The following is a 19,896-nucleotide window of genomic DNA, read 5'->3' as shown; positions in this document are numbered from 1 at the left end:
CGCGAGACCCACGCCGCCGAAGCCGCCATCACCCTGGCCGTCGACACCCTGCGCACCGCGCTCCACGACCACTGAGACACCAGAAGGAGAGCCCCCCATGTCCACCACTCCCACCGTCCTCCTCGTGCACGGTGCCTTCGCGGACGCCGGCAGCTGGTCCGGTGTCATCGGGGAGCTGCAAAGCCACGGCATCCCCGTACTCGCGCCGTCGAACCCGCTGCGCGGCCTGGCGTCGGACGCGGCGTACATCGCGTCCGTGGCGTCCCAGATCGACGGCCCGGTCGTCCTCGTCGGCCACTCCTACGGCGGTGCTCTGATCACCGTGGCCGGTACCACGGACAACGTCGTCGGTCTGGTCTATGTGGCGGCCTACGTCCTCGAAGAGGGCGAGAGCCTCGGCGAGTTGCAGGGTCGCTTCCCGCTCTCGCCGCTCGTCAGCAACCTCAAGCAGTGGACGTACCCGGTTCCGGGCGGCGCCCCGGCCGTCGAGGTCACCATCGCCGAGGACGCCTTCCCGTCGGTGTTCGCCGCCGACGTGCCCGCGGACGTCACCAAGGTCCTCGCGGCGGCCCAACGCCCGCTGGCCGCCGCGGCGTTCGAGGAGACCGCGGTCACGGCCGCGTGGAAGACGAAGCCCGCCTGGGCGCTGGTCGCCGGGGCGGACGAGGCGATCAACCCCGAGGTCGAACGCTTCGGCGCGAAGCGGGCCGGGGCCACCGTCGTCGAACTCGAAGGCGCCTCGCACGCCGTGGCGGTCTCCCGGCCCAAGGAGGTCGCCGACCTGATCCGGGACGCGGTGCGCGCGACGAGCTGACCTGGCGCGGGGCGGCGCGGCCGGACATCCTTACGGTGTTCGGCCGCGCCATTCCTCGTTCCCCGGTGACCAATGCGGCCGACGCCGCGAGCAGTTCTCCGGCGACGAGCGCGGGTGCCGGGCCCCATGCGACGCAAGGATGCCGGCCGCCGCCACGGGAAACGGCAACCGTTCTGCCGTAGGGCGCTGGTGGGGTCGTAGACGCACAGCCCGGGCCGTGAGGAGGGTGACGGCCGCCGGGACGGTGACCGTCACTCCCGGAGCCGCCGGTGCCATGTGCCGTGGTCGGCGTAGGCCGCCGGGCCCGCCCCTCCGCGGTGGCCGATGCGAAGATCAGGTAGTGGCCGGAGCCCGGTCACCAACACCGTCCGCACGCCATAGGCTCCTTGCCGGCTACCGCTTCGACCCGTACACCGGCTTGAGAAGCGACTGCGTCGGCCCGGCCTCCTGCCCGCTGTGACCGACCGACGTGCACTTCCCCACCGGCGCCCACGAGGCGTTCGACGCTCGTCTCCGCGCGGCCGGGTACGCCGCCGCGCAGCCCTGATCACGGCGTGCCGAGCCCTGCCCAGCAGAAGGGTTTGCGGACTGGGATTGAAACCGTTCAATGCCCTCGCAACCACCTCGCTCGCCGGCCCCGCCCGGAGCGATCGCGAAGTAGCCGCTTCAGGAAAACAATTGCACGACGATTGACCCCGACCTCACCAGGCTCTACGTTACCCACGCCTCTCAAGTTTGAATCGATTCATCCATTCCGTGCGAGTGAGGAGTCGTAGTGATCAGCAGGAGGAACATACTCGCGGGCGCGGTCGCCACGGTCGCGGCAGCGACCGTCGACGGCGTACCGGCGATGGCTGCGCCGGCATCCGGGCAGACCCAGGCAGAGACACAGACACTGCGCGACGGACTGCGCGTCACGGCGCCGACCGTGGAGTACGTCCGACACCCGCTGGGGATCGACGCACAACGGCCTCGGCTGAGCTGGCCGTTGGCCTCCGACAGAGTGGACATACGCCAGAGCGCCTATCAGATCCGCGTTGCCACCACCGCGTCGGGCCTGTCCCGCCCGGACGTCTGGGACAGCGGGAAGGTCATCTCCGGGGAGTCCATCCTGGTGTCCTACCGAGGTCCTGGGCTCAAGCCCCGGACGCGCTACCACTGGTCCGTACGCGTGTGGGACGCCGACGGACAGGTCTCCGCCTGGAGCCCGCCCTCATGGTGGGAGACCGGACTGATGGACACCGGGCAGTGGACCGCCGACTGGATCTCCGCACCGGCAGGCCTCGTGGACGCACCGTCCTTCGAGGGCGGTTCCTGGATCTGGTTCGCCGAGGGCGATCCGGCCAACAGCGTTCCTGCGGCGACCCGTTGGTTCCGCCGTACCGCCCGGCTGCCCGACGGAATCACGGAGGCCACGCTCGCCATCACCGCCGACAACGTGTACACCGTCTCTCTGAACGGAGTCGAGGTCGCCCACACCGACCTCGACACGGACAACGAGGACTGGAAACGCCCGGCGGTGATCGACGTACTGGGTCGCGTGCGGGCCGGCGACAACGTTATCGCCGTCGCCGCCACCAACGCGACGGAAGGCCCGGCGGGGCTCGTCGCAGTGCTTGTCGTCCGCACCGCCTCCGGCGAGCAGAAGGTGTTCACCGAGGCCTCCTGGAAGGCGACGGACCAGGAACCGGCCGACGGGTGGCGGGAGTCGGGGTTCGACGACGGGAGCTGGCCTGCGGTCCGGGTGGCAGCGGCCTGGGGCGGCGGACCATGGGGCCGAGTCGTCCCGGTGTCGTACGCCGTCACACAGTTGCGGCACGAATTCCGGCTGCCGCGCAGGAAAGTGGCCCGCGCGCGCCTGTACGCCACGGCGCTCGGTCTGTACGAGAGCCACCTCAACGGCACCCGGGTGGGACTCGACCAACTCGCTCCCGGCTGGACGGACTACCGCACCCGCGTCCAGTACCAGACGTACGACGTCACCGAACTCCTTCGGCCCGGGGCCAACGCCATCGGGGCGTATCTGGCACCCGGCTGGTACGCCGGCAACGTGGGCATGTTCGGGCCCGGTCAGTACGGTCAAGTCCCGGCGCTCCTGGCCCAGTTGGACGTGGAATACGCAGACGGGACGAGCGAGCGCATCGCGTCGGGCGCCGACTGGCGGGCCACCGCAGGGCCGATCGTCGCCGCCGATCTGCTCAACGGCGAGACGTACGACGCCCGCAAGGAGACCCCCGGCTGGACCTCGCCCGGCTTCGACGACACGAGCTGGCTCGGCGTACGAGGCATGGGGGGCGTCGGCGACATCGGTCCCGACCTGATCACCGCGCAGGTGGACGGTCCGGTGCGGGTGGAGCGGGAGCTGACGCCGAAGGAGATCACCCAACCCAGGCCCGGCGTCTACGTGTTGGACCTGGGCCAGAACATGGTCGGGTCGGTGCGGCTGCGCGTGTCGGGCAACGCGGGGACGACCGTCAGGCTCAGACACGCCGAGGTGCTCAACCCCGACGGCACCGTGTACACCACGAACCTGCGGACCGCGGCGGCGACCGACACGTACACCCTCAAGGGAGGCGGGAAGGAGGAGGTCTACGAGCCGCGCTTCACCTTCCACGGTTTCCGGTATGTCGAGGTGACCGGATTCCCCGGCACTCCCTCCGCGAGATCCGTCACCGGCCGGGTCATGCATACGTCCGCCCCCTTCACCCTCGACTTCGAGACCGACGTACCGATGCTCAACCAGCTGCACCACAACATCACTTGGGGCCAGCGCGGCAACTTCCTCTCCGTTCCGACCGACACACCCGCGCGCGACGAGCGCCTCGGATGGACGGGAGACATCAACGTCTTCGCGCCCACGGCCGCGTACACGATGGAGTCGGCGCGCTTCCTGTCCAAGTGGCTCGTCGACCTTCGGGACTCCCGGACCGCGGAAGGCGCGTTCACGGACGTGGCACCGATGGTCGGCACGATCGGCAACGGCACGGCGGGCTGGGGCGACGCGGGGGTCACGGTCCCCTGGTCCCTCTACCAGGCGTACGGCGACCGCCAAGTCCTCGCGGACGCCTGGCCGTCCGTCCAGACCTGGCTGACGTACCTGGAGAAGAACAGCGACCGGCTGCTGCGCCCGGACCAGGGATACGGCGACTGGCTGAACGTCGAGGACGAGACCCCCAAGGACGTCATCGCGACCGCGTACTTCGCACACAGCGCCGACCTCGCAGCCCGCATGGCCGGGGAACTCGGCACAGACACCGCCCCCTATCTCGATCTCTTCGAACGGATACGAACAGCCTTCCAGAACGCCTACGTCACCTCCGAGGGCAGGATCAAGGGCGACACACAGACGGCCTACGTCCTGGCCCTGTCGATGAACCTGTTGCCGGACACGTCACGGAAGGCCGCGGCCGACCGGCTCGTCGCCCTGATCGAGGCCAAGGACTGGCATCTGTCGACAGGTTTCCTCGGCACTCCCCGGCTGCTGCCCGTCCTGACCGACACCGGCCACACCGACGTCGCCTACCGTCTCCTGCAACAGCGCTCGTTCCCCAGCTGGGGCTACCAGATCGACCGGGGCTCCACCACGATGTGGGAACGCTGGGACTCCATCCGGCCCGACGGCAGCTTCCAGGACCCGGGCATGAACTCCTTCAACCACTACGCCTACGGCTCGGTGGGGGAATGGATGTACACGAACATCGCCGGCATCGCGGCGGGCCGGCCCGGCTACCGCGAGATCGTCATCCGCCCCCGCCCCGGCGGAGCCGTCACCACCGCCCGGGCCATGTTCACCTCGGTCTACGGCCCGGTCTCCACCCGTTGGCGGCAGCGGTCCGGCCGGTTCACGCTGACCTGTACCGTGCCGCCCAACACGACCGCCGAGGTGTGGATCCCCGCGTCCACCCCGAACGCGGTGACCCACACGCACGGGACCTACCTGCGCCAGGAGGACGACAGCGCCGTGTACCGGGTCGGCTCAGGCACCCACCGCTTCACCACCTGATCAAGCCGGTACGGCTGCCCGGAGCGATCACCGGCCCGGGCAGCCCGACCCGAGGCGCACCTTGTCATTCGGAGTGTCAACTACCGGCGCAGTGCGGATAATTGAGGCACTCCGCCCACCGCGCCCGCCGACTGCGTCTTCGGTCTCGCGCAGTGCCTCGAACCGGAGGTGCGGTACGTGGGCGCGGGCCGTCCACCAGTCCTGCCCTCGACCCGGTCAGAGGGCATCCGGCCACTGCCCGTGCCGAGTCCGCTGCCGCGGTCGGTGAACTCGTGGCCGTCGGCGGCCTGTCCCACGGCACCGTTTCCAACCGGCCGCACGACACCGGAACCGTCATGCGCCCCTCCTGACAGACACGCCGTACGCGGCACTCGCAACGTGGCGCGCCCTCCTCGTCCGCCTCGGACGCCCGCCGCCATCGCCCCCTACTACCTCACCCGTCCTGCCGAACACCCCGCACCCGGCAGACCTCACTCCCCCTGCTTCTCCACAAGAGCCGCCACCTCGGACGCGAAAAGCTCGGCCGGGTCGAAGCCCATGCCGGTGAAGTGACCCGCGAGTTCCAGGGAGAGGACTCCGTGCAGGCGGGTCCAGAAGGTCAGGGCCCGGTGGAGGGCCTCGGGTGGGGCGGGGTGGTCGCCCGCCCAGTCGCGGTGGTCCCCGAGATGCGCCTCGAACGGTGTCGCGGGACCGTCCGAGAGCCCTGCGGCGGCGCAGGAGTCCAGCAGGGTCGCCATGATCTCGGACGCGATGGCGGTGATGTCGTCGGGCGCGTGGTAGCCGGGGACGGGAGTGCCGTAGACGAGGAAGTACCGCTGGGGGTCGTCGAGGGCCCACGCCCGCAGGGTGTGGGCCAGTCCGGGCAGGTCGGTGCCGGTCCCGGCGGTCCTGCGGAAGGTGTCGGCGAGGCTGCGGTAGGCGTCCCGGACGAGTTCGGTGATGAGGTCGTCCCGGCTGGCGAAGTAGCGGTAGAGCGCGGGGCCGCTCATGCCCATCCGCTTGGCGATGCCGTTGAGGGAGAGCGCGGAGGCGCCCGCCGTGGCGATCTGTTCTCGCGCGTGGTCCTTGATCTCCGTGCGCACCTGGTCGCGGTAGCGCTCACGCGGTGTCCTCGTGCCTGTTTCCGCCATGACCGGCCGCCTTTCACCATCACGGGACTACACACTCAAGCTTCAGTTAGAAGGTATCACGCTTGCACTTGACGACCCCTTCTAGCGTGCGTTAGAACTTATAACGAACACGAAAGCGCATAGCTCGCCGCAGCTCACAGTGGAGGTCGCCATGAACAACACCACCGACGCACTCGTCGAGGTCGTCCTGCCGGGCAAGGTCGAGCCCGAGGGCCTGGAGGTCCGGCACGGAGCCGTCCCCGTCGCGGGCCCCGGCCAGGTCGTGATCCGGATGGAGGCGACCGGGGTCTCCTTCGCCGAGCAGCAGATGCGCCGCGGCCGGTACTACGACCAGCCCCCGTTCCCCTTCGTCCCCGGCTACGACCTGGTCGGTACCGTCGAGAGCACCGGTACCGGCGTGGCACCGGGCCTGGTCGGCACCCGGGTGGCCGCGCTGGTGAAGGTCGGCGGCTGGGCCAGCCATGTGCTGGTCGACGCGGCCGACGTGGTGCCGGTGCCGGCCGGGGTCGGTGCGGCGGAGGCCGAGACCGTGGTGGTCAACGGCATCACCGCCTGGCAGATGCTGCATCGCAAGGCCCGGATCCGCGCCGGCCAGACAATCCTGGTGCACGGTGCCAACGGCGGCGTCGGCACGGTCCTGGTCCAACTCGCCCGCGCGATGGGCGTGCACGTGATCGGTACGGCGTCACCGCGCCACCACGACGCCCTGCGCGACCAGGGCGTCGAGCCCGTCGACTACCGCACCCCGGACCTCGCGGCCCGGGTCCGCGAGCTCGCCCCGCGCGGGGTGGACGCCGTCTTCGACCACGTCGGCGCCGAGAGCGTCGTCCGCTCCTGGCACCTCCTCGCCCCCGGCGGCACCCTCGTCTCCTACGGCAGCGCCGCCACCCGTGACGACGAGGGCTCCAAGCAGCTGCCCGTGCTCAAGATCCTCGGCCGGGTCTGGATGTGGAACGCGCTGCCCAACGGCCGCCACGCCTACTTCTTCAACGTCTGGGCCGGGCGCGCCCTGAACAAGAACCGGTTCCGCGCCCAGCTGCGCACCGACCTCTCCCAGGTCTTCGCGGCCGTCGAGCGCGGTGAGGTCACACCGCGGATCGCGGCCCGGCTGCCGCTCGCCCGCGTCTCCGACGCCCTGCGCCTCGCCGAGTCGGGCACGGTCGCCGGCAAGGTCGTACTGACACCGTAGGACGGCCTTCCAACGGCTTACGTCCTTCCCGCGACGCCGACCGTCAGGCGGCGCCCCAGGCGTCGACATGCTGGAGCACATGGTCGGCGAGCTCGGCCGGCTGGAGGTTGAGGGCCGCCACGGCCGGACGGCTCAGCGTCACCCGGACCGGTTCGAAGTCGCCCGTGTCGGGGTCGTCGAGCTCGGGACCGTGCCGGCGGTCCGGGTCCATGTCGAGCAGGTCGGCGATGAAGTAGTGCTGTACGACGGTGACCGTCCCGCCCCGTTCGGTCAGGGTGAGGAACTCGGTGGCGGGACCGATCGTGGCACCGATCTCCTCCATCACCTCGCGGCGCAGGGCCGCTTCGAGGTCCGCGTCGGCGGGCTCGACGCTGCCGCCGACGGTCGTGCAGTAGGAGTCACCGCCCGGCCATCCCCGCTTCAGGAACACCAGCCGACCGCGGTCGAGCAGCACGACCCGCACCTTGTGACGGACCTTCATGCCGGAGAGCCTAGCGAGGCGGCGCCGACGACGAAGCGCGGACGACGAGTTCGACCGGTGGGTCGGTCACCGGCAGCGGGGGTGCCTGCGGGTTCTCGATGGCGTGCACGAGAAGCCGGAGTCCGGTCCGCGCCATCGCGTCGAACGGCTGCCGTACGGTCGTCAGCGGCGGAGTCACATAGGCGGAGACCGGGGTGTCGTCGAAGCCCACCACGCTGATGTCCTCCGGCACCCGTCGGCCGGCCTCCGTCAGGGCGCGGATCAGGCCGATCGCCATGTCGTCGTTGGCGGCGAACACCGCGGTGACTCCGGGGTCGGCGGCCAGTGCGCGACCGGCCGCATAGCCGGAGGCGGCCGACCAGTCGCCCTGTACGACCGGCGGTTCCGCCCGGCCGTGCGCGGCGAGCGCCGCCCGCCAGCCTTCGAGACGGTCCCGGGCCGAGTACCAGCGCACGGGTCCCGCCAGATGATGGACCGTGGTGTGGCCGAGCTCCAGCAGGTGTTCGGTGGCGGCCCGCGCCAGCCGGCCGGAGACGATCCCGGCGGTCACCACGTGGGGTGCGACGAAGGGCGGCGGCGCGCCGAGGACGAGCACCGGCACATCGACCCGTGCGGACAGGTCGGCGCCGTCCTCCTCGTCGATCGGCTCGGAGATGACGATGCCGTCCACGCCCTGGTCGAGGAGCGAGTCGACGGCACCGGCGACGCCCGCCGACTCCCCCTCCATGGTGTTGACCACCCGGAGCGCGTAACCGGTGTCGCGTACGGCGCGCTCGATGCCCATGAGCAGCGAGGCGGGGCCGTAGAGAGCGGTGCCGAGCGTCACGACGCCGATGGACCGGGTACGTCCGGAGGCCAGCGCGCGGGCCGCGTTGTTCGAGCGGTAACCGAGTTCTTCGGCCGCCGCCAGGACCCGACGGCGCACCTCCGCGGAGACGTACGGCTCGTCGTTCATGACCCGGGACACCGTCTTCTGCGACACGCCCGCCAGGCGCGCCACGTCCACACTGCGCGGTGCGGTTCCCGCGCCGCGTCCTGTCCCTGGTGCCATGGCGTCTCCCGATCTTCGGCAGCCGCATAGTAGCTCCCGCCCGATGCCGCGGGCCTCGCCTCATGGCCACTGCGACAAGGACGGGCAAACCGTCAAGCATCACCCTCGCACAGACACACGACTCTCGTTCATATCTACGAACTTGACTCCCGGCGGGTGCCGTCCCCGTCGAACCTCTGATAGTTAAGTTTCCTATCAGTTCGGCGGCAAGACCAACTCCCAACCCCCCACCACCCTTTGGAGTCCCAGTGGTCCACCCGTTCCGTGCCTCAGCGACCCCCGAACCGGCGAGCCCCTCGCGCCGTACCCTCCTCGCGCTCCTCGGCGTGTCGCTCACGGCAGTACCTCTGCTGCGCACTCCGCAGGCCTCGGCCGCCGCTCCGGCGGTCCGGGCTGTCGGCCTCGACGACCCGGCGAAGAAGGAGATCGCCATGCAGCTGGTGTCGAGCGCGGAGAACTCCTCCCTCAACTGGAAGGCCCAGTACAAGTACATCGAGGACATAGGCGACGGCCGCGGCTACACCGCCGGGATCATCGGCTTCTGCTCCGGCACCGGCGACATGCTCGACCTCGTCCAGCTCTACGCGACCCGCAAGCCCGGCAACGTCCTCGCCAAGTACCTGCCCGCGCTCCGCTCGGTCAACGGCACCGACTCGCACTCCGGCCTCGACCCGAACTTCCCGAAGGACTGGCGCACCGCGGCACAGGACACGGTGTTCCAGCAGGCGCAGAACGACGAACGCGACCGCGTCTACTTCAACCCCGCCGTCAGCCAGGGCAAGACCGACGGGCTGCGTGCCCTGGGCCAGTTCACGTACTACGACGCCATCGTCATGCACGGCGACGGCGACGACCCCACCAGCTTCCGCAACATCCGCGCCCGCGCACTGCGTTCGGCCAAGCCGCCGGCCCGGGGCGGCAACGAGACGACGTACCTCAACGCCTTCCTCGACGCACGCGTGTGGGCCATGAAGCAGGAGGAGGCCCACAGCGACACCACCCGCGTCGACACCGAACAGCGCGTCTTCCTCCGCAACGGCAATCTCGACCTCGACCCGCCGCTGTCCTGGAAGGTCTACGGAGACAGCTACCACATCAACTGACCTGTGCTGTCGGCACGTTGAGGCATGCTGAACGGTCGAGGCCGTTCGTGACGGGCCGACATGACGGTTACGGCGCCGGGACCCGAGGTCATGGGTCCCGGCGCCGCAGCCGTCTCGCGCCGTCCCCTCCCCCAGGTCATGCCTGCCACGTATCACCGTATGCCGCACAGGCCTTGGACACCCGTGCACCTCCGTTCCTAACGTGGTCCACGAGCCCGCCGCCCTCCGCCGTCGGGTCGACCCGGACCGATCTGAGGGATCTCCACTGTGCGTGTTTTCGTTACGGGTGCGACGGGTTACGTCGGATCAGCGGTCGTTCGTGAACTCCTCGGAGCGGGGCACGAGGTCGTCGGCCTGGCCCGTTCGGACGCGGCCGCCGACGCGTTGACGCGATCCGGCGCCGGAGTGCACCGCGGTGACATCGCGGACGCCGACAGCCTGCGCACCGGTGCCACGGCGGCGGACGGTGTCATCCACACCGCGAACCAGCACATCTCCGAAACCACCGACCCGGCCGCCCGCGCGAAGACCGAGCTGGCCGCGGTGGCGGCGATCGGCGCCGAACTGGTAGGCACGGACAGGCCGTTCGTGGTGACCTCAGGGGTCCTCGGCCGCACCCCGGGGCAGTTGCTCACGGAGGAGACCCCCACTGTCCCGACCGTCGCGGCGCCACGACTCCAGGTCGAACTGTCCGTCCTCGCGCTGAGCGAGCACGGAGTGCGCTCGTCCTCCGTACGGCTGGCGCCGACCGTGCACGGCAGAGGAGACGCACGCGGCTTCGTCCCGGCTCTCATCGACGTCGCTCGTACGACGGGCGTGTCCGCGTTCGTCGGGGACGGATCGAACCGGTGGCCGTCGGTGCATCGACGGGACGCGGCGACCCTGTACCGACTGGCCCTGGAATCCGCCCCGGCCGGCGCCCGCCTCCACGCGGTCGCCGAGGAGGGCGTGCCGTTCCGCGAGGTCGCGCGGGCCATCGGCCGCCGGTTGCGGGTCCCGGCCGTCAGCCTGACGTCCGACGAGGCCAGCCGGCATTTCGCCGGTTTCCTCGCCTCCTTCGTCTCGATCGACAACCCGGCGTCGAGCGCGCTCACCCGGCAGCTCACCGGATGGAGGCCGGCACACCCCGCACTGGTCCCGGACATCGAAGAGGGCCATTACTTCGGGGAGTTCAGCACCGAACGGTGAGGCGGTCAGGTAAGTCGCCGGTCGAGGCAGAGGCGGGGACCGTGCATCCGTCGGCGGCGGCGAGGAACTCGCAGGCCTCGACGCGTCGCGCGCGGATCCGCTGTTCGGCGGGTCCGTGCGGAGTGTCCGCCGTGGCGGCGAGGGCGGTGGCCAACTGGGTGCGGCCCCGGCTCAGCAGGCTGCGCACGATCCCTCCCGGTATCCGTCCGGCTCTTCGCGGCCCTTCGGCGGGAGCCGTTCTCCGGGCCCGCGGGCCCGGAGAAGGGCTCACCGTTGAGGTGGGTCAGGCGTCCGCCGACCAACTGCCGTGGAATCCGGCGGGTACCTGACGGTGGTGCTGGATCATTTCCTTGGAGAACGAGACGTCCGCGGCACTGTGGGCGCCGGCCTTGGCCGAGTCGGTCGCGGACGGGCTGGAGCTGGAGTCCGAGCTCATCGACCCCATGTCGTGACCACCGCTCCCGCCGCCACAGGCGGTCAGCACGAGAGCGGCCGCAACGGTGGGCAGAGGAAGGGCGGTACGACGGATGAGCTTGCCGTGCGCGGTCATGGTTGAGCTCCTGTGTTCGGATCCGTGAAGGGCATGCCGAGGCACGGCGCCGCATCCGCGAGGCAGGCGGCGACGCGCGGGACGGTCCAGATCCGCAGGAGTTGGAGTTCGGAGAGGGAGGGCGGGACCCGGCCGCCGTCAGGACCGCTACCGAACGGCGAGGTACCTACGTCCGCCGGCTCGAAGCACTCCCCTACATCGGGCAGCAGTAACGGCACCAACACAGGGGCCCCGGCGACGGACGCGGACGCACAGGTCGGGTCCGCATGACCGACACGGCCCGTGCAGCCGCCGTCGCCCGGACCGCATTCGTCCGGCATCGAGGCCATGACATCCGTGTGCGGACGCCGCCATCCCGCCGTGCCCGGAGTCAAAGGGCGCAGGCACCGGCCCCAGACCGTGCATGCCGAGCAGGCCGAACAGCAAGGCGCACACGAGCAACTCGCAGAACCGCAAAGTCCGTTGCGGTCGGGCGAACTGCTCGGAGCCTGTCACGCCTCCATCGTAGGCACGCATCACCGGCCCCTTGCATCCCGCACGTCACCGGAGTACCCGCGGACGGGCGGTACCCACCCATGGTATTGAGACTTCCCGACAGGAAGGAACCCGGGCCCGACGTACTCACGACCCGGTAGTACGTGCTACGTATCCGCCATGACGTGCCGCCACTGCGAGAACGCCGTGGGATCCGCGCAAGCCCCACAGGCCAGCCGTCTACTATGTGCTTGCGTATTCGGTGGCGAAAGGGAGTCAGTGCCATGCGACGGCTGGGGGATCTTGAGGCGGAGATCATGGATCGTTTCTGGACGTGGAACCGTCCGGCGACGGTGCGTGAGGTCGTCGACGACATCAACAAGACCCGTCCGGTCGCCTACACCACCGTGATGACCGTCACCAACATCCTGTACAACAAGGGCTGGCTGCTGCGCGGCAAGCACGGTCGCGCATGGCTGTACTCGCCGGTCCGCAGCCGTGAGGCCTACTCGGCCGCACTCATGGAGGACGGTTTGGGCGAGAGCAAGGACCGCCCGGCCGCGCTGGTCCACTTCGTCGAGAACATGTCCGAGGAAGAGGTCGCCGCCCTGCGCAGGGCCCTGCGGAACGTGAGCCGACAGGCGAAGCCGTGAACGCGGCCCCCGCTCTGGTCGCCTACACGGCAGCGGTGGGGTTCGCCGCCCCGCACCTGCTGCTCCGCGGCAGGTGGACGCACCGGGCCCCCGCCCTGGCCGCGGCGGTGTGGCACGCGCTGGCGGTCTCGTTCTCGATCGCCACCGCGCTCACCGCGGCCACCCTGGCCACGCCGACCGAGCATCTGCACGCGGGACTCCTGGGCTTACTGCACACCTGTGGACTGACCCAGGGCGCGAAACAACCCAGTCCCGACACCGCCGATCGGCTGGCCGTCGGCCTCCCGGTCGCCATCGGGATCGCCCTCGGCGCTAGCTTCGTCTTCCACGTCGTACGAGCCCGTCGGGCGCGGACACAACACCGGGAAGCCGTGGACCTGGTGGGGCGTCACTCGGCCCGCCTGTGCGCCACCGTCCTGCCGTACGACATCCCGGCCGTCTACTGCCTGCCCGGCCGTCACCCCCGGATCGTGATCAGCGACGCGGCGGTACGCCGGCTGACGCCCGACCAACTCGGCGCCGTCCTGGAACACGAGCAGGCCCACATCGCCGGCCGCCACCACCTGGTCCTCGCCGCTGTCGAGGCGTTCCACACGGTCTTCCCATGGGTGCCGCTCGCCCACCACGCCCGGGAGCAGACGGCACTGCTGCTGGAGATGATCGCCGACGACCGGGCGCTGCGCCGTCACTCCCACGAGGTGCTGGCCACCGCCATGTACGAGATGGCCGCGGCGCGCGCCCCGAAGGGTGCCCTCGCCGCGGGTGGCCACACGGTACTCATCCGGCTGCAGCGGGTCCTCGGTCCGCGCAGGACCGCGCACCCCGCCCTGTGGGGATCCGTGGCCGCCGCGGCCTTGATGGTCCCGCTGCTGCCGCTGTTGGTCGCCTGCCCGCCCGGCCTCGGCTGAACCGCTCAGCAGCCTTGACCGACAGGCCGCGTGCGTGATCACTGTGCCTCAGACCCGATTGCGACACGAACTAGGAACCTACTAAGTTCTCACCGACATCCTGCCGCTGCCGTGGCACCGACCGACGGCCGGAACCACCCGGTCGCACACGGATCGCCACCCTCGGCGTAGCGGCCGGCGCCATGAGCCGCCTGCCGCCGCAGAGCCAGTCGCCGCCGGAGCTCTCGGTGGACGAGGTGCGCGAGCGGGTGGAGAAGCCCTACGCGGAGACCGAGACTCCCACCGACGAGTGCAACGGCATCCGCGGGAACCAGAAGAACCCGCTCCGAGAGGTCGACGGCGCGCACGACTGTGGCCCCAAGCAGTAGGAGATCAACGAACTGCCCAGGAAAATAGGGCTGTTGGCGGCCTGAGCAGCGCGGATATCGGCAGGGCGCGGCAGCAGCTCATGGTCGTGCCCGGCGGGCGACCCGAGGCGCTCCCTCCGGTCCCGGCCGCAGCACGGGTCGCGGACCTGAAGGTGCGGCACCTGCCGTACTGCGAGCGCCAGGCCAACCGGGAGGCGATCATGCGGTTCGGCAAGGGACTGCACCCCATCGAGGCCCTGGCCCGCGCCCCGGGTCGAGGCGACTCGACGGCGACCCGCCGATCGGGCGCGCGATCAAGAGTCAAGACTGGGTCATGTGGCATCAGCGCCTGAGCGGAACGGAGTTGCTCGACGTACTAAGTGAGTAAGTAGAACCAGCTCCCGACGAAGGGAAACGCCGTGATCCGGCAACGTATCGTCCTCGCCGCGGCCGCAGGGCTCACCTCGACGCTCCTGCTGGCGGCGTGCGGCGGCTCGAAGGACAGCTCCTCGAGTACGAGCCCGGCCAAGGTCGCTCCGGTCGCCACGGCCACCTCGGCTCCCGCGATGTCGACACCGGCTGCCACGGGTGACTCCGCCAGCGGACACATGGCCACCACGACCATGCTGATGGCCAAGACAGTCCAGGGCATGGGCAGCGTGGTCACCGACGACAAGGGGATGACCCTCTACCGCTACGACATGGACAAGGCGACCCCGTCCATGTCGATGTGTACCGGTGACTGCGCGAAGACCTGGATGCCGGTAATGGCACAGGACTCCGTCCAGACGATGGGGGTGGAAGAGAACCTCCTCGGCTCCGTCGACCGCTCGGACGGCATGAAGCAGCTCACCCTTGGGGGCTGGCCGCTGTACCGGTACATGGGCGACACGAAGGCCGGACAGATGAACGGCCAGGCCAAGGAAAAGATGTGGTTCGCCGTCACCCCGTCCGGCAAGAAGTCGACCATGACAGGCTGAGCGAAGTTCCGCGGCCTCGGGGCGGGCGCTGCACGAGTCAACAGACGACCGTCCGCCACTCATTGGCGACGGAGCTGCTGCCGAAGAGTCGGCAGCAGCTCCGTACTGTGCGGCGATCCCGCCCCACCGGTGTCGCGCTCCCCCGACCCGGGCTGCTTGACGACGGTCGTCCAGTCCGGCGACTGGGCGGGGTCCGGGCCGCGCGGGCGCTCCAGCGTCTCCGGTTTCCGCACGTCCATCGAGTCGGCCAGTTCACGGAAGGACACGCAGCGAACGTACAGCGAGGCCCTGGCCTTGGGCAGCAGGTAGACGTCTGTGAGGAAGAACGTCATATGGGCGTTGTACGCCTTGGTCAACTCCCGATAGTGCGCGAACAGTTGATCGCGTCGACCTGGCACCAGCCGCATCGTCGCCACTCCACAGCACGAGTGGGGATACGGCGATGCCGACGATGACGATAGCGAGTACGGGACTTCAGGTTCAACGGTGGCGCATTCTGCGAGAAGGGAGAGCGAAGAGGGCCGCTGTTGACGGACAAGGAAGCGGACGACGCCGCCACCGCAAAGTGGGGACCGGCATCAAGCACGCCTTCACACTGACAAAGATCTGCAAGATCCTCCGCAAACACCTTTCAGGTCGATAGCCGCTCGGTACTGCAGCCGCGGTTGATATGACGGGTGGCCGGACTGCTCGTTGAACTGGGCATGGGTGGGGACGTCACGGTTGAAGAGGTGCACCGCTGGGCGGCCGGTCTGGACGCACTGCATGCTCGGATCGGTGAGTATTTCCGGAGGTCGGAGCCGCGTCGGCGGGCGAGGGAGTATCTGCGGGGCCCGCTTGCGCCGTTGGAGCGCAAGAACGGCTGGACGTTGGCCGAGCAGGCCAGTGAGCTGTGCCCGGACGGTATGCAGCGGTTGCTGAACCAGGCCGACTGGGATGCGGATGCGGTCCGTGACGAGGTTCGTGGTTTCGTACCGGAGCATCTGGGCGCCGAGGACGGTGTGCCGGCCGTGGACGAGACCGGGTTCATCAAGAAGGGCACCTGGTCGGCCGGTGTGCAGCGGCAGTACACCGGCGCCTCCGGGAAGATCGACAACTGCCAGGTGGGGGTGTTCCTGGCCTACGCCTCCACGAGGGGGCGGGCGTTGATCGACCGGAAGTTGTACCTGCCGACCTCCTGGTTGGGGGATGCGGCCCGATGGGCGGACGCGAGGATCGGCGACGAGGTCACCTTCCGCACCAAGCCCTCACTGGCCCGCGCGATGCTGGAGCCGGCGGTTGTCGCGAAGGTGCCGTTTCGCTGGGTGACCGGCGACGAGGTCTACGGCCAGGACCCCGTCCTGCGCGGCTGGCTGGCCGGGCAGCGCCTGAGCTACGTGCTGGCGATCGCCTGCAAGCACCGGTGCGGGCCGCGCGGGCAGAACGCCCGCACTGTTTCGGCGATCCTGCCGGAGCACGCCCGGGAGATCCGCTCGGCCGGGGAGGGTGCCCACGGTCTGCGTGAATACGCCTCGGCCCTGGTCCCGCTGCCCGGGGGCGAGTGATGACGGCTTCGAAGACGCCCCACTGATCCGCCGCAGCCTCGCCGACGGTGAGCGCGCCTGCTACCTCACCCACATGCCGGCGGGTACTGCGACGGCGGAGATTGTGCGGGCCGCCGGCGCCCGTTGGGCGATCGAGGAGTGCTTCCAGGCCGCGAAGAACGAAGCCGTCCTGGATCACTACCAGGTCCGTCACTACCCGGGCCGGTACCGACATATCACCCTGGCCATGGCCGCCGCCCACCTGACCGCCGTGCGGGCTGCCACCGCCGAAAAGGGGGAGGCAACCGCGACCTGATCCGACTGAGCGCGAACGAAATCCACCGCTTGCTGGGCAGACTCACCCACGGCGTCCGGCACGAGGCCGGACACATCCTGCACTGGTCACTCCGCCGCCCTCAACACCGCGCCCGCCTCAGCCACTACCGCCGCCGAGGTCACCGACCTCCGTAACTCCACCTGCCCTTTCAGCACGCATTGCGCGGATGCCGGCGCGCCGTCCGTTCGTTGCCGCGCCGGTAGTTACCCGTCCAGCGGGCCATCACCAGCTGTGGATCCCCGTCCGCTACCTCCCGTACGAACTGTGCCTTCCGGCTTCCGCGCAGTACCGTCGCCACACGGCCGCGGTGCAGGATCACTACGGAGCCGTCGCCCCGCCCCTCGTAGGTAAATCCCTGTGCTTCCGCCACTCGGCCCCCTTCGACATAGAGGACCAGGGTGCCGACTGCCTGGTCTTTGCGCGAGCTGTTTTCCGGCGCTGCCGATTGGGTGACGTCACTGGTGACGAGTTGAGGCCACTCGGTGGCCCGAGCTCGACACGTCGCATGGCCGCCCTCAGACCGCCGCAGCAGCCACCGGCACCCGTAACTGCGGCTGCAGTATGAGGCACCGATCACGGCAAACACGCAAGACGCCCCGATTCGCGAAACCCGTTACGCGACGCATCGTCACCACGCCAGCGTCTCAGGTGAGTTGAACGGGCTGATTGCAGCCGGGGACAAGGAGACCTCCACGAGGATTTGAACTACTCGTAAGAAGCTTAGTAGATTCCAGTTTCGAACCTCCGGCCGGGTGTTCACTCATGAGGAGTGACGACGGAGGGTCCCGCCCGCCGGCACGTTGGCAGGCGGCTGAAGGAAGAAGGAGCTCGCCTCTATGGCGTCACACCGTCGACCCAAGCAGCCGAGCCGCACCCGCGTGACCGTCCTCACCGCGACCGCGGCAGCAGCCGTGGCCCTGACGTCCCAGGCCGCCCAGGCCGCACCGAAACCGAGCAAGGACCAGGTCAAGGCGAAGACCGACACCCTCTACGAGCAGGCGGAGAAGGCCACCGAGGAATACGACGGGGCCAAGGACAAGCAGAAGAAGCTCGAGAAGGAGATAGCCGATCTCCAGGACAAGGTCGCGCGCGGCCAGAGCGACCTGAACACCCTGCGAGACGGCCTCGGCTCGCTGGCCAGCGCCCAGTACCGGACCGGCGGCATCGACCCGTCGGTCCAGCTCTTCCTCTCCTCCGACCCGGACGACTACCTCGACAAGGCGTCCACACTCGACCAGCTGAGCGCCCAGCAGATCGAGCAGTTGAAGAAGGTCCAAGCGAAGCAACGCGTACTCGCCCAACAGCGTCAGGAAGCCTCCACCAAGCTCAAGGACCTCGCGGACACCCGCACGGAGTTGGGCAAGAAGAAGAAAGAGGTCCAGGCGAAGCTCGGCCAGGCGCAGAAGCTCCTCAACACCCTGACCACCCAGGAGAAGGCGACGTTGGCCGCAAAGGAGGAACGAGCCAGCCGCGACAGCGCACGCAGCGTGCTCGGCGACGCGAAGCCGGCCTCCGGCCGGGCGGGTGCCGCCTTCCAGGCCGCACAGACCAAGATCGGCACGCCGTACGTGTACGGTGCCTCCGGCCCCAGCTCCTTCGACTGCTCGGGCCTCACCTCCTGGGCGTACGCGCAGGCCGGTGTCTCCATACCGCGCACGTCGCAAGAGCAGGCCAACATCGGTACGCGCATCTACTCACAGAGCGATCTCCAGGTAGGCGACCTGGTGTTCTTCTTCGGCGATCTGCATCACGTCGGCCTCTACGCAGGCAACGGGCAGATCCTGCACGCCCCCCGGACGGGCACGGTCGTCCGGTACGAGTCGATGAGCACCATCGGCGGCGCGTTCGAGTTCGGGGTCCGGGTCTGATCCAGGTTCGCCTGCAAGGGCGTACAGGTCTGTCGGGTTCCCACCGCTGCTGTCGACCGCTCCAGAGAGGCCCGCCAACCGATGAGCCCACCCGGCGACCGAACGTCTCCACAATTCGCGGCCACAACAAGCTGCAATTCGTGACCTGCGTCACGCGCCCCTCGTACTCAAGGGAACCGAGCTTGGCCACCAACCCTGGCCAGTGATAGGACAGTCGCAATTCGGACCTAACAACGAAGGTGCTTAGTTGAAGGCTTGTGCGCGAGGCCCGCAATGACCGTTATGGTGCCAGCAAAGGGCGACGCACCCGGAATTCGGGGTGCACGCTGGGCACATGTGGCGCACCACACGTTCCTTGAAGATTCGGGGGAGACCCTGGTACCAGTTGTCCCCATGCCCCACACCGCTCAGATACCAAGCCACAGGAAGCCCAGCCGCAACACGTCGAGAATGGCAGTGCGGGCCGGAGTTGCCAGTGGCGTCCTCGGCACCCTGGCAATGGCCGGAGCGTCCGGCGCGGCGAACGCCTCCGAGCCGGTGACGCAGACCCTGGAACTGCCCACGCTCACCGCCGACTTGGCCGTTCAGGTCGCCCAGTCCGCGGACGCCACACAGCAGGCCGCCACACACTACGAGCTGCAGGCGGAGCGCGACGCGGCCGCGGCCGATGCCGCCAAGCAGGCCAAGGCGGACCTCGCCGACGCGCAGAAGAAGGCGGAGGCCAAGAAGAAGGCCGAGACGGCCCGCAAGGCCGCCGCCGAGCAGGCCACCTCCCGCAACACCGAGCGGACCACCCTGGCAACTTCCACGACCTCCAGCGCCCCGACGAGCTCGTCGACGGCCACTGGTTCGGCGGCCGCAGTCATCGCCTTCGCCAAGGCGCAGATCGGCGACGCCTACGTGCTCGGCGCCACCGGCCCCAACTCCTGGGACTGCTCCAGCCTGCTCCAAGCCGCGTTCAAGCAGGCGGGCATCAGCCTCCCGAGGGTGTCGCAGGACCAGTCGACCGCGGGCACCCCGGTCTCGCTGAGCAACCTCCAGCCGGGCGACATCCTCTACTGGGGCTCCGCCGGCAGCGGCGCTTACCACGTGGCGCTCTACGTGGGCGGTGGCAACTTCGTAGGGGCTGAGAACCCGTCCACGGGCATCGTCGAAAGGCCCCTCTCCTGGGACCCGCCGACCGGGGCGGTACGCGTGCTCTGAGGCGCGCCGACGTCACAACGGGCCACCTTGCCCGGACAGTACTACGTCCGGGCAAGGTGGCCCTCGCGCATGCTGAGGCAGCACCGATGGCGTC

General features: G+C 69.4%; 19 protein-coding genes and 1 pseudogene. 12 read left to right on the top strand and 8 right to left on the bottom strand.

Annotated features, from left to right (window positions below):
• Positions 1-97: 97 nt before the first annotated feature.
• Positions 98-814, top strand: coding sequence for an alpha/beta fold hydrolase (locus ACWDEW_RS37520; protein ID WP_450519099.1), 717 nt, complete (start codon positions 98-100; stop codon positions 812-814).
• 775 nt (positions 815-1,589) lie between these two features.
• The gene (locus ACWDEW_RS37515; protein WP_450519097.1) at positions 1,590-4,817 is read left to right on the top strand and encodes an alpha-L-rhamnosidase; all 3,228 of its coding nucleotides are present in this window, start codon (positions 1,590-1,592) and stop codon (positions 4,815-4,817) included.
• A 470-nt stretch (positions 4,818-5,287) separates the two neighbouring features.
• On the opposite strand, the gene ACWDEW_RS37510 is transcribed toward ACWDEW_RS37515, so the two are convergent.
• Positions 5,288-5,947 (bottom strand): TetR/AcrR family transcriptional regulator, encoded by a 660-nt coding sequence (locus ACWDEW_RS37510; RefSeq protein WP_450519096.1) that lies wholly within the window; start codon positions 5,945-5,947, stop codon positions 5,288-5,290.
• A 151-nt stretch (positions 5,948-6,098) separates the two neighbouring features.
• Between ACWDEW_RS37510 and ACWDEW_RS37505 the strand changes: the two genes are divergently transcribed.
• Positions 6,099-7,136, top strand: a complete 1,038-nt coding sequence (locus tag ACWDEW_RS37505) for a medium chain dehydrogenase/reductase family protein (RefSeq protein WP_450519094.1) — start codon at positions 6,099-6,101, stop codon at positions 7,134-7,136.
• A gap of 43 nt (positions 7,137-7,179) precedes the next feature.
• Here the strand turns inward: ACWDEW_RS37505 and ACWDEW_RS37500 are convergent, their stop codons facing one another.
• Positions 7,180-7,617, bottom strand: coding sequence for an NUDIX domain-containing protein (locus ACWDEW_RS37500; protein WP_450519092.1), 438 nt, complete (start codon positions 7,615-7,617; stop codon positions 7,180-7,182).
• A 10-nt stretch (positions 7,618-7,627) separates the two neighbouring features.
• The gene (locus ACWDEW_RS37495) at positions 7,628-8,668 is read right to left on the bottom strand and encodes a LacI family DNA-binding transcriptional regulator (protein WP_450519090.1); all 1,041 of its coding nucleotides are present in this window, start codon (positions 8,666-8,668) and stop codon (positions 7,628-7,630) included.
• 248 nt (positions 8,669-8,916) lie between these two features.
• Between ACWDEW_RS37495 and ACWDEW_RS37490 the strand changes: the two genes are divergently transcribed.
• Positions 8,917-9,771 carry a chitosanase gene (locus tag ACWDEW_RS37490; RefSeq protein WP_450519088.1) on the top strand — a complete coding sequence of 285 codons (855 nt, stop codon included), beginning with the start codon at positions 8,917-8,919 and terminating at the stop codon, positions 9,769-9,771.
• Between the two features lie 267 nt (positions 9,772-10,038).
• A complete protein-coding gene (locus ACWDEW_RS37485) occupies positions 10,039-10,959 on the top strand; it encodes an SDR family oxidoreductase (protein WP_450519086.1) in 921 nt (306 codons plus the stop codon).
• Here ACWDEW_RS37485 and ACWDEW_RS37480 read toward each other — a convergent pair.
• The 3 genes from ACWDEW_RS37480 to ACWDEW_RS37470 form a co-directional block, all read right to left on the bottom strand.
• Positions 10,943-11,146 (bottom strand): hypothetical protein, encoded by a 204-nt coding sequence (locus ACWDEW_RS37480; RefSeq protein WP_450519084.1) that lies wholly within the window; start codon positions 11,144-11,146, stop codon positions 10,943-10,945. The genes ACWDEW_RS37485 and ACWDEW_RS37480 overlap by 17 nt on opposite strands.
• A gap of 96 nt (positions 11,147-11,242) precedes the next feature.
• Positions 11,243-11,509, bottom strand: a complete 267-nt coding sequence (locus ACWDEW_RS37475; RefSeq protein ID WP_450519082.1) for a hypothetical protein — start codon at positions 11,507-11,509, stop codon at positions 11,243-11,245.
• Positions 11,506-11,829: a DUF6153 family protein gene (locus ACWDEW_RS37470; protein WP_450519108.1), complete on the bottom strand. Its 324-nt coding sequence runs from the start codon at positions 11,827-11,829 to the stop codon at positions 11,506-11,508. The genes ACWDEW_RS37475 and ACWDEW_RS37470 overlap by 4 nt, the downstream gene beginning before the upstream one ends.
• Positions 11,830-12,267: 438 nt before the next feature.
• On the opposite strand from ACWDEW_RS37470, the gene ACWDEW_RS37465 reads away from it, so the two are divergent.
• From ACWDEW_RS37465 to ACWDEW_RS37450, 4 genes are all read left to right on the top strand, one after another.
• Positions 12,268-12,636, top strand: a complete 369-nt coding sequence (locus ACWDEW_RS37465; RefSeq protein ID WP_381237945.1) for a BlaI/MecI/CopY family transcriptional regulator — start codon at positions 12,268-12,270, stop codon at positions 12,634-12,636.
• Positions 12,633-13,544, top strand: a complete 912-nt coding sequence (locus tag ACWDEW_RS37460; protein ID WP_450519080.1) for a M56 family metallopeptidase — start codon at positions 12,633-12,635, stop codon at positions 13,542-13,544. The genes ACWDEW_RS37465 and ACWDEW_RS37460 overlap by 4 nt, the downstream gene beginning before the upstream one ends.
• 182 nt (positions 13,545-13,726) lie before the next feature.
• Positions 13,727-13,912, top strand: coding sequence for a hypothetical protein (locus ACWDEW_RS37455; RefSeq protein ID WP_450519078.1), 186 nt, complete (start codon positions 13,727-13,729; stop codon positions 13,910-13,912).
• A 398-nt stretch (positions 13,913-14,310) separates the two neighbouring features.
• Complete coding sequence (locus tag ACWDEW_RS37450; RefSeq protein ID WP_450519076.1) at positions 14,311-14,871, top strand: hypothetical protein; 561 nt, start codon at positions 14,311-14,313, stop codon at positions 14,869-14,871.
• A 59-nt stretch (positions 14,872-14,930) separates the two neighbouring features.
• Here the strand turns inward: ACWDEW_RS37450 and ACWDEW_RS37445 are convergent, their stop codons facing one another.
• Positions 14,931-15,269: a hypothetical protein gene (locus ACWDEW_RS37445; RefSeq protein WP_450519110.1), complete on the bottom strand. Its 339-nt coding sequence runs from the start codon at positions 15,267-15,269 to the stop codon at positions 14,931-14,933.
• Between the two features lie 306 nt (positions 15,270-15,575).
• Between ACWDEW_RS37445 and ACWDEW_RS37440 the strand changes: the two are divergent.
• Positions 15,576-16,710 (top strand): annotated as a pseudogene (locus ACWDEW_RS37440) (IS701 family transposase).
• Positions 16,711-16,879: 169 nt separating this feature from the next.
• On the opposite strand, the gene ACWDEW_RS37435 reads toward ACWDEW_RS37440, so the two are convergent.
• Positions 16,880-17,101, bottom strand: coding sequence for a hypothetical protein (locus tag ACWDEW_RS37435; protein WP_450519074.1), 222 nt, complete (start codon positions 17,099-17,101; stop codon positions 16,880-16,882).
• Between the two features lie 466 nt (positions 17,102-17,567).
• Here ACWDEW_RS37435 and ACWDEW_RS37430 point away from each other — a divergent pair, with 466 nt between their 5' ends.
• Both ACWDEW_RS37430 and ACWDEW_RS37425 read left to right on the top strand, forming a co-directional pair.
• A complete protein-coding gene (locus tag ACWDEW_RS37430) occupies positions 17,568-18,599 on the top strand; it encodes an NlpC/P60 family protein (RefSeq protein ID WP_450519072.1) in 1,032 nt (343 codons plus the stop codon).
• A gap of 393 nt (positions 18,600-18,992) precedes the next feature.
• Positions 18,993-19,802, top strand: a complete 810-nt coding sequence (locus ACWDEW_RS37425; protein ID WP_450519071.1) for a C40 family peptidase — start codon at positions 18,993-18,995, stop codon at positions 19,800-19,802.
• Positions 19,803-19,896: the final 94 nt, after the last annotated feature.

The sequence above is a fragment of the Streptomyces sp. NPDC001100 genome, assembly GCF_053598575.1.
The sequence above is the reverse complement of the archived record's forward strand: the minus strand, read 5'-3'. Positions and strand labels throughout refer to the sequence as shown.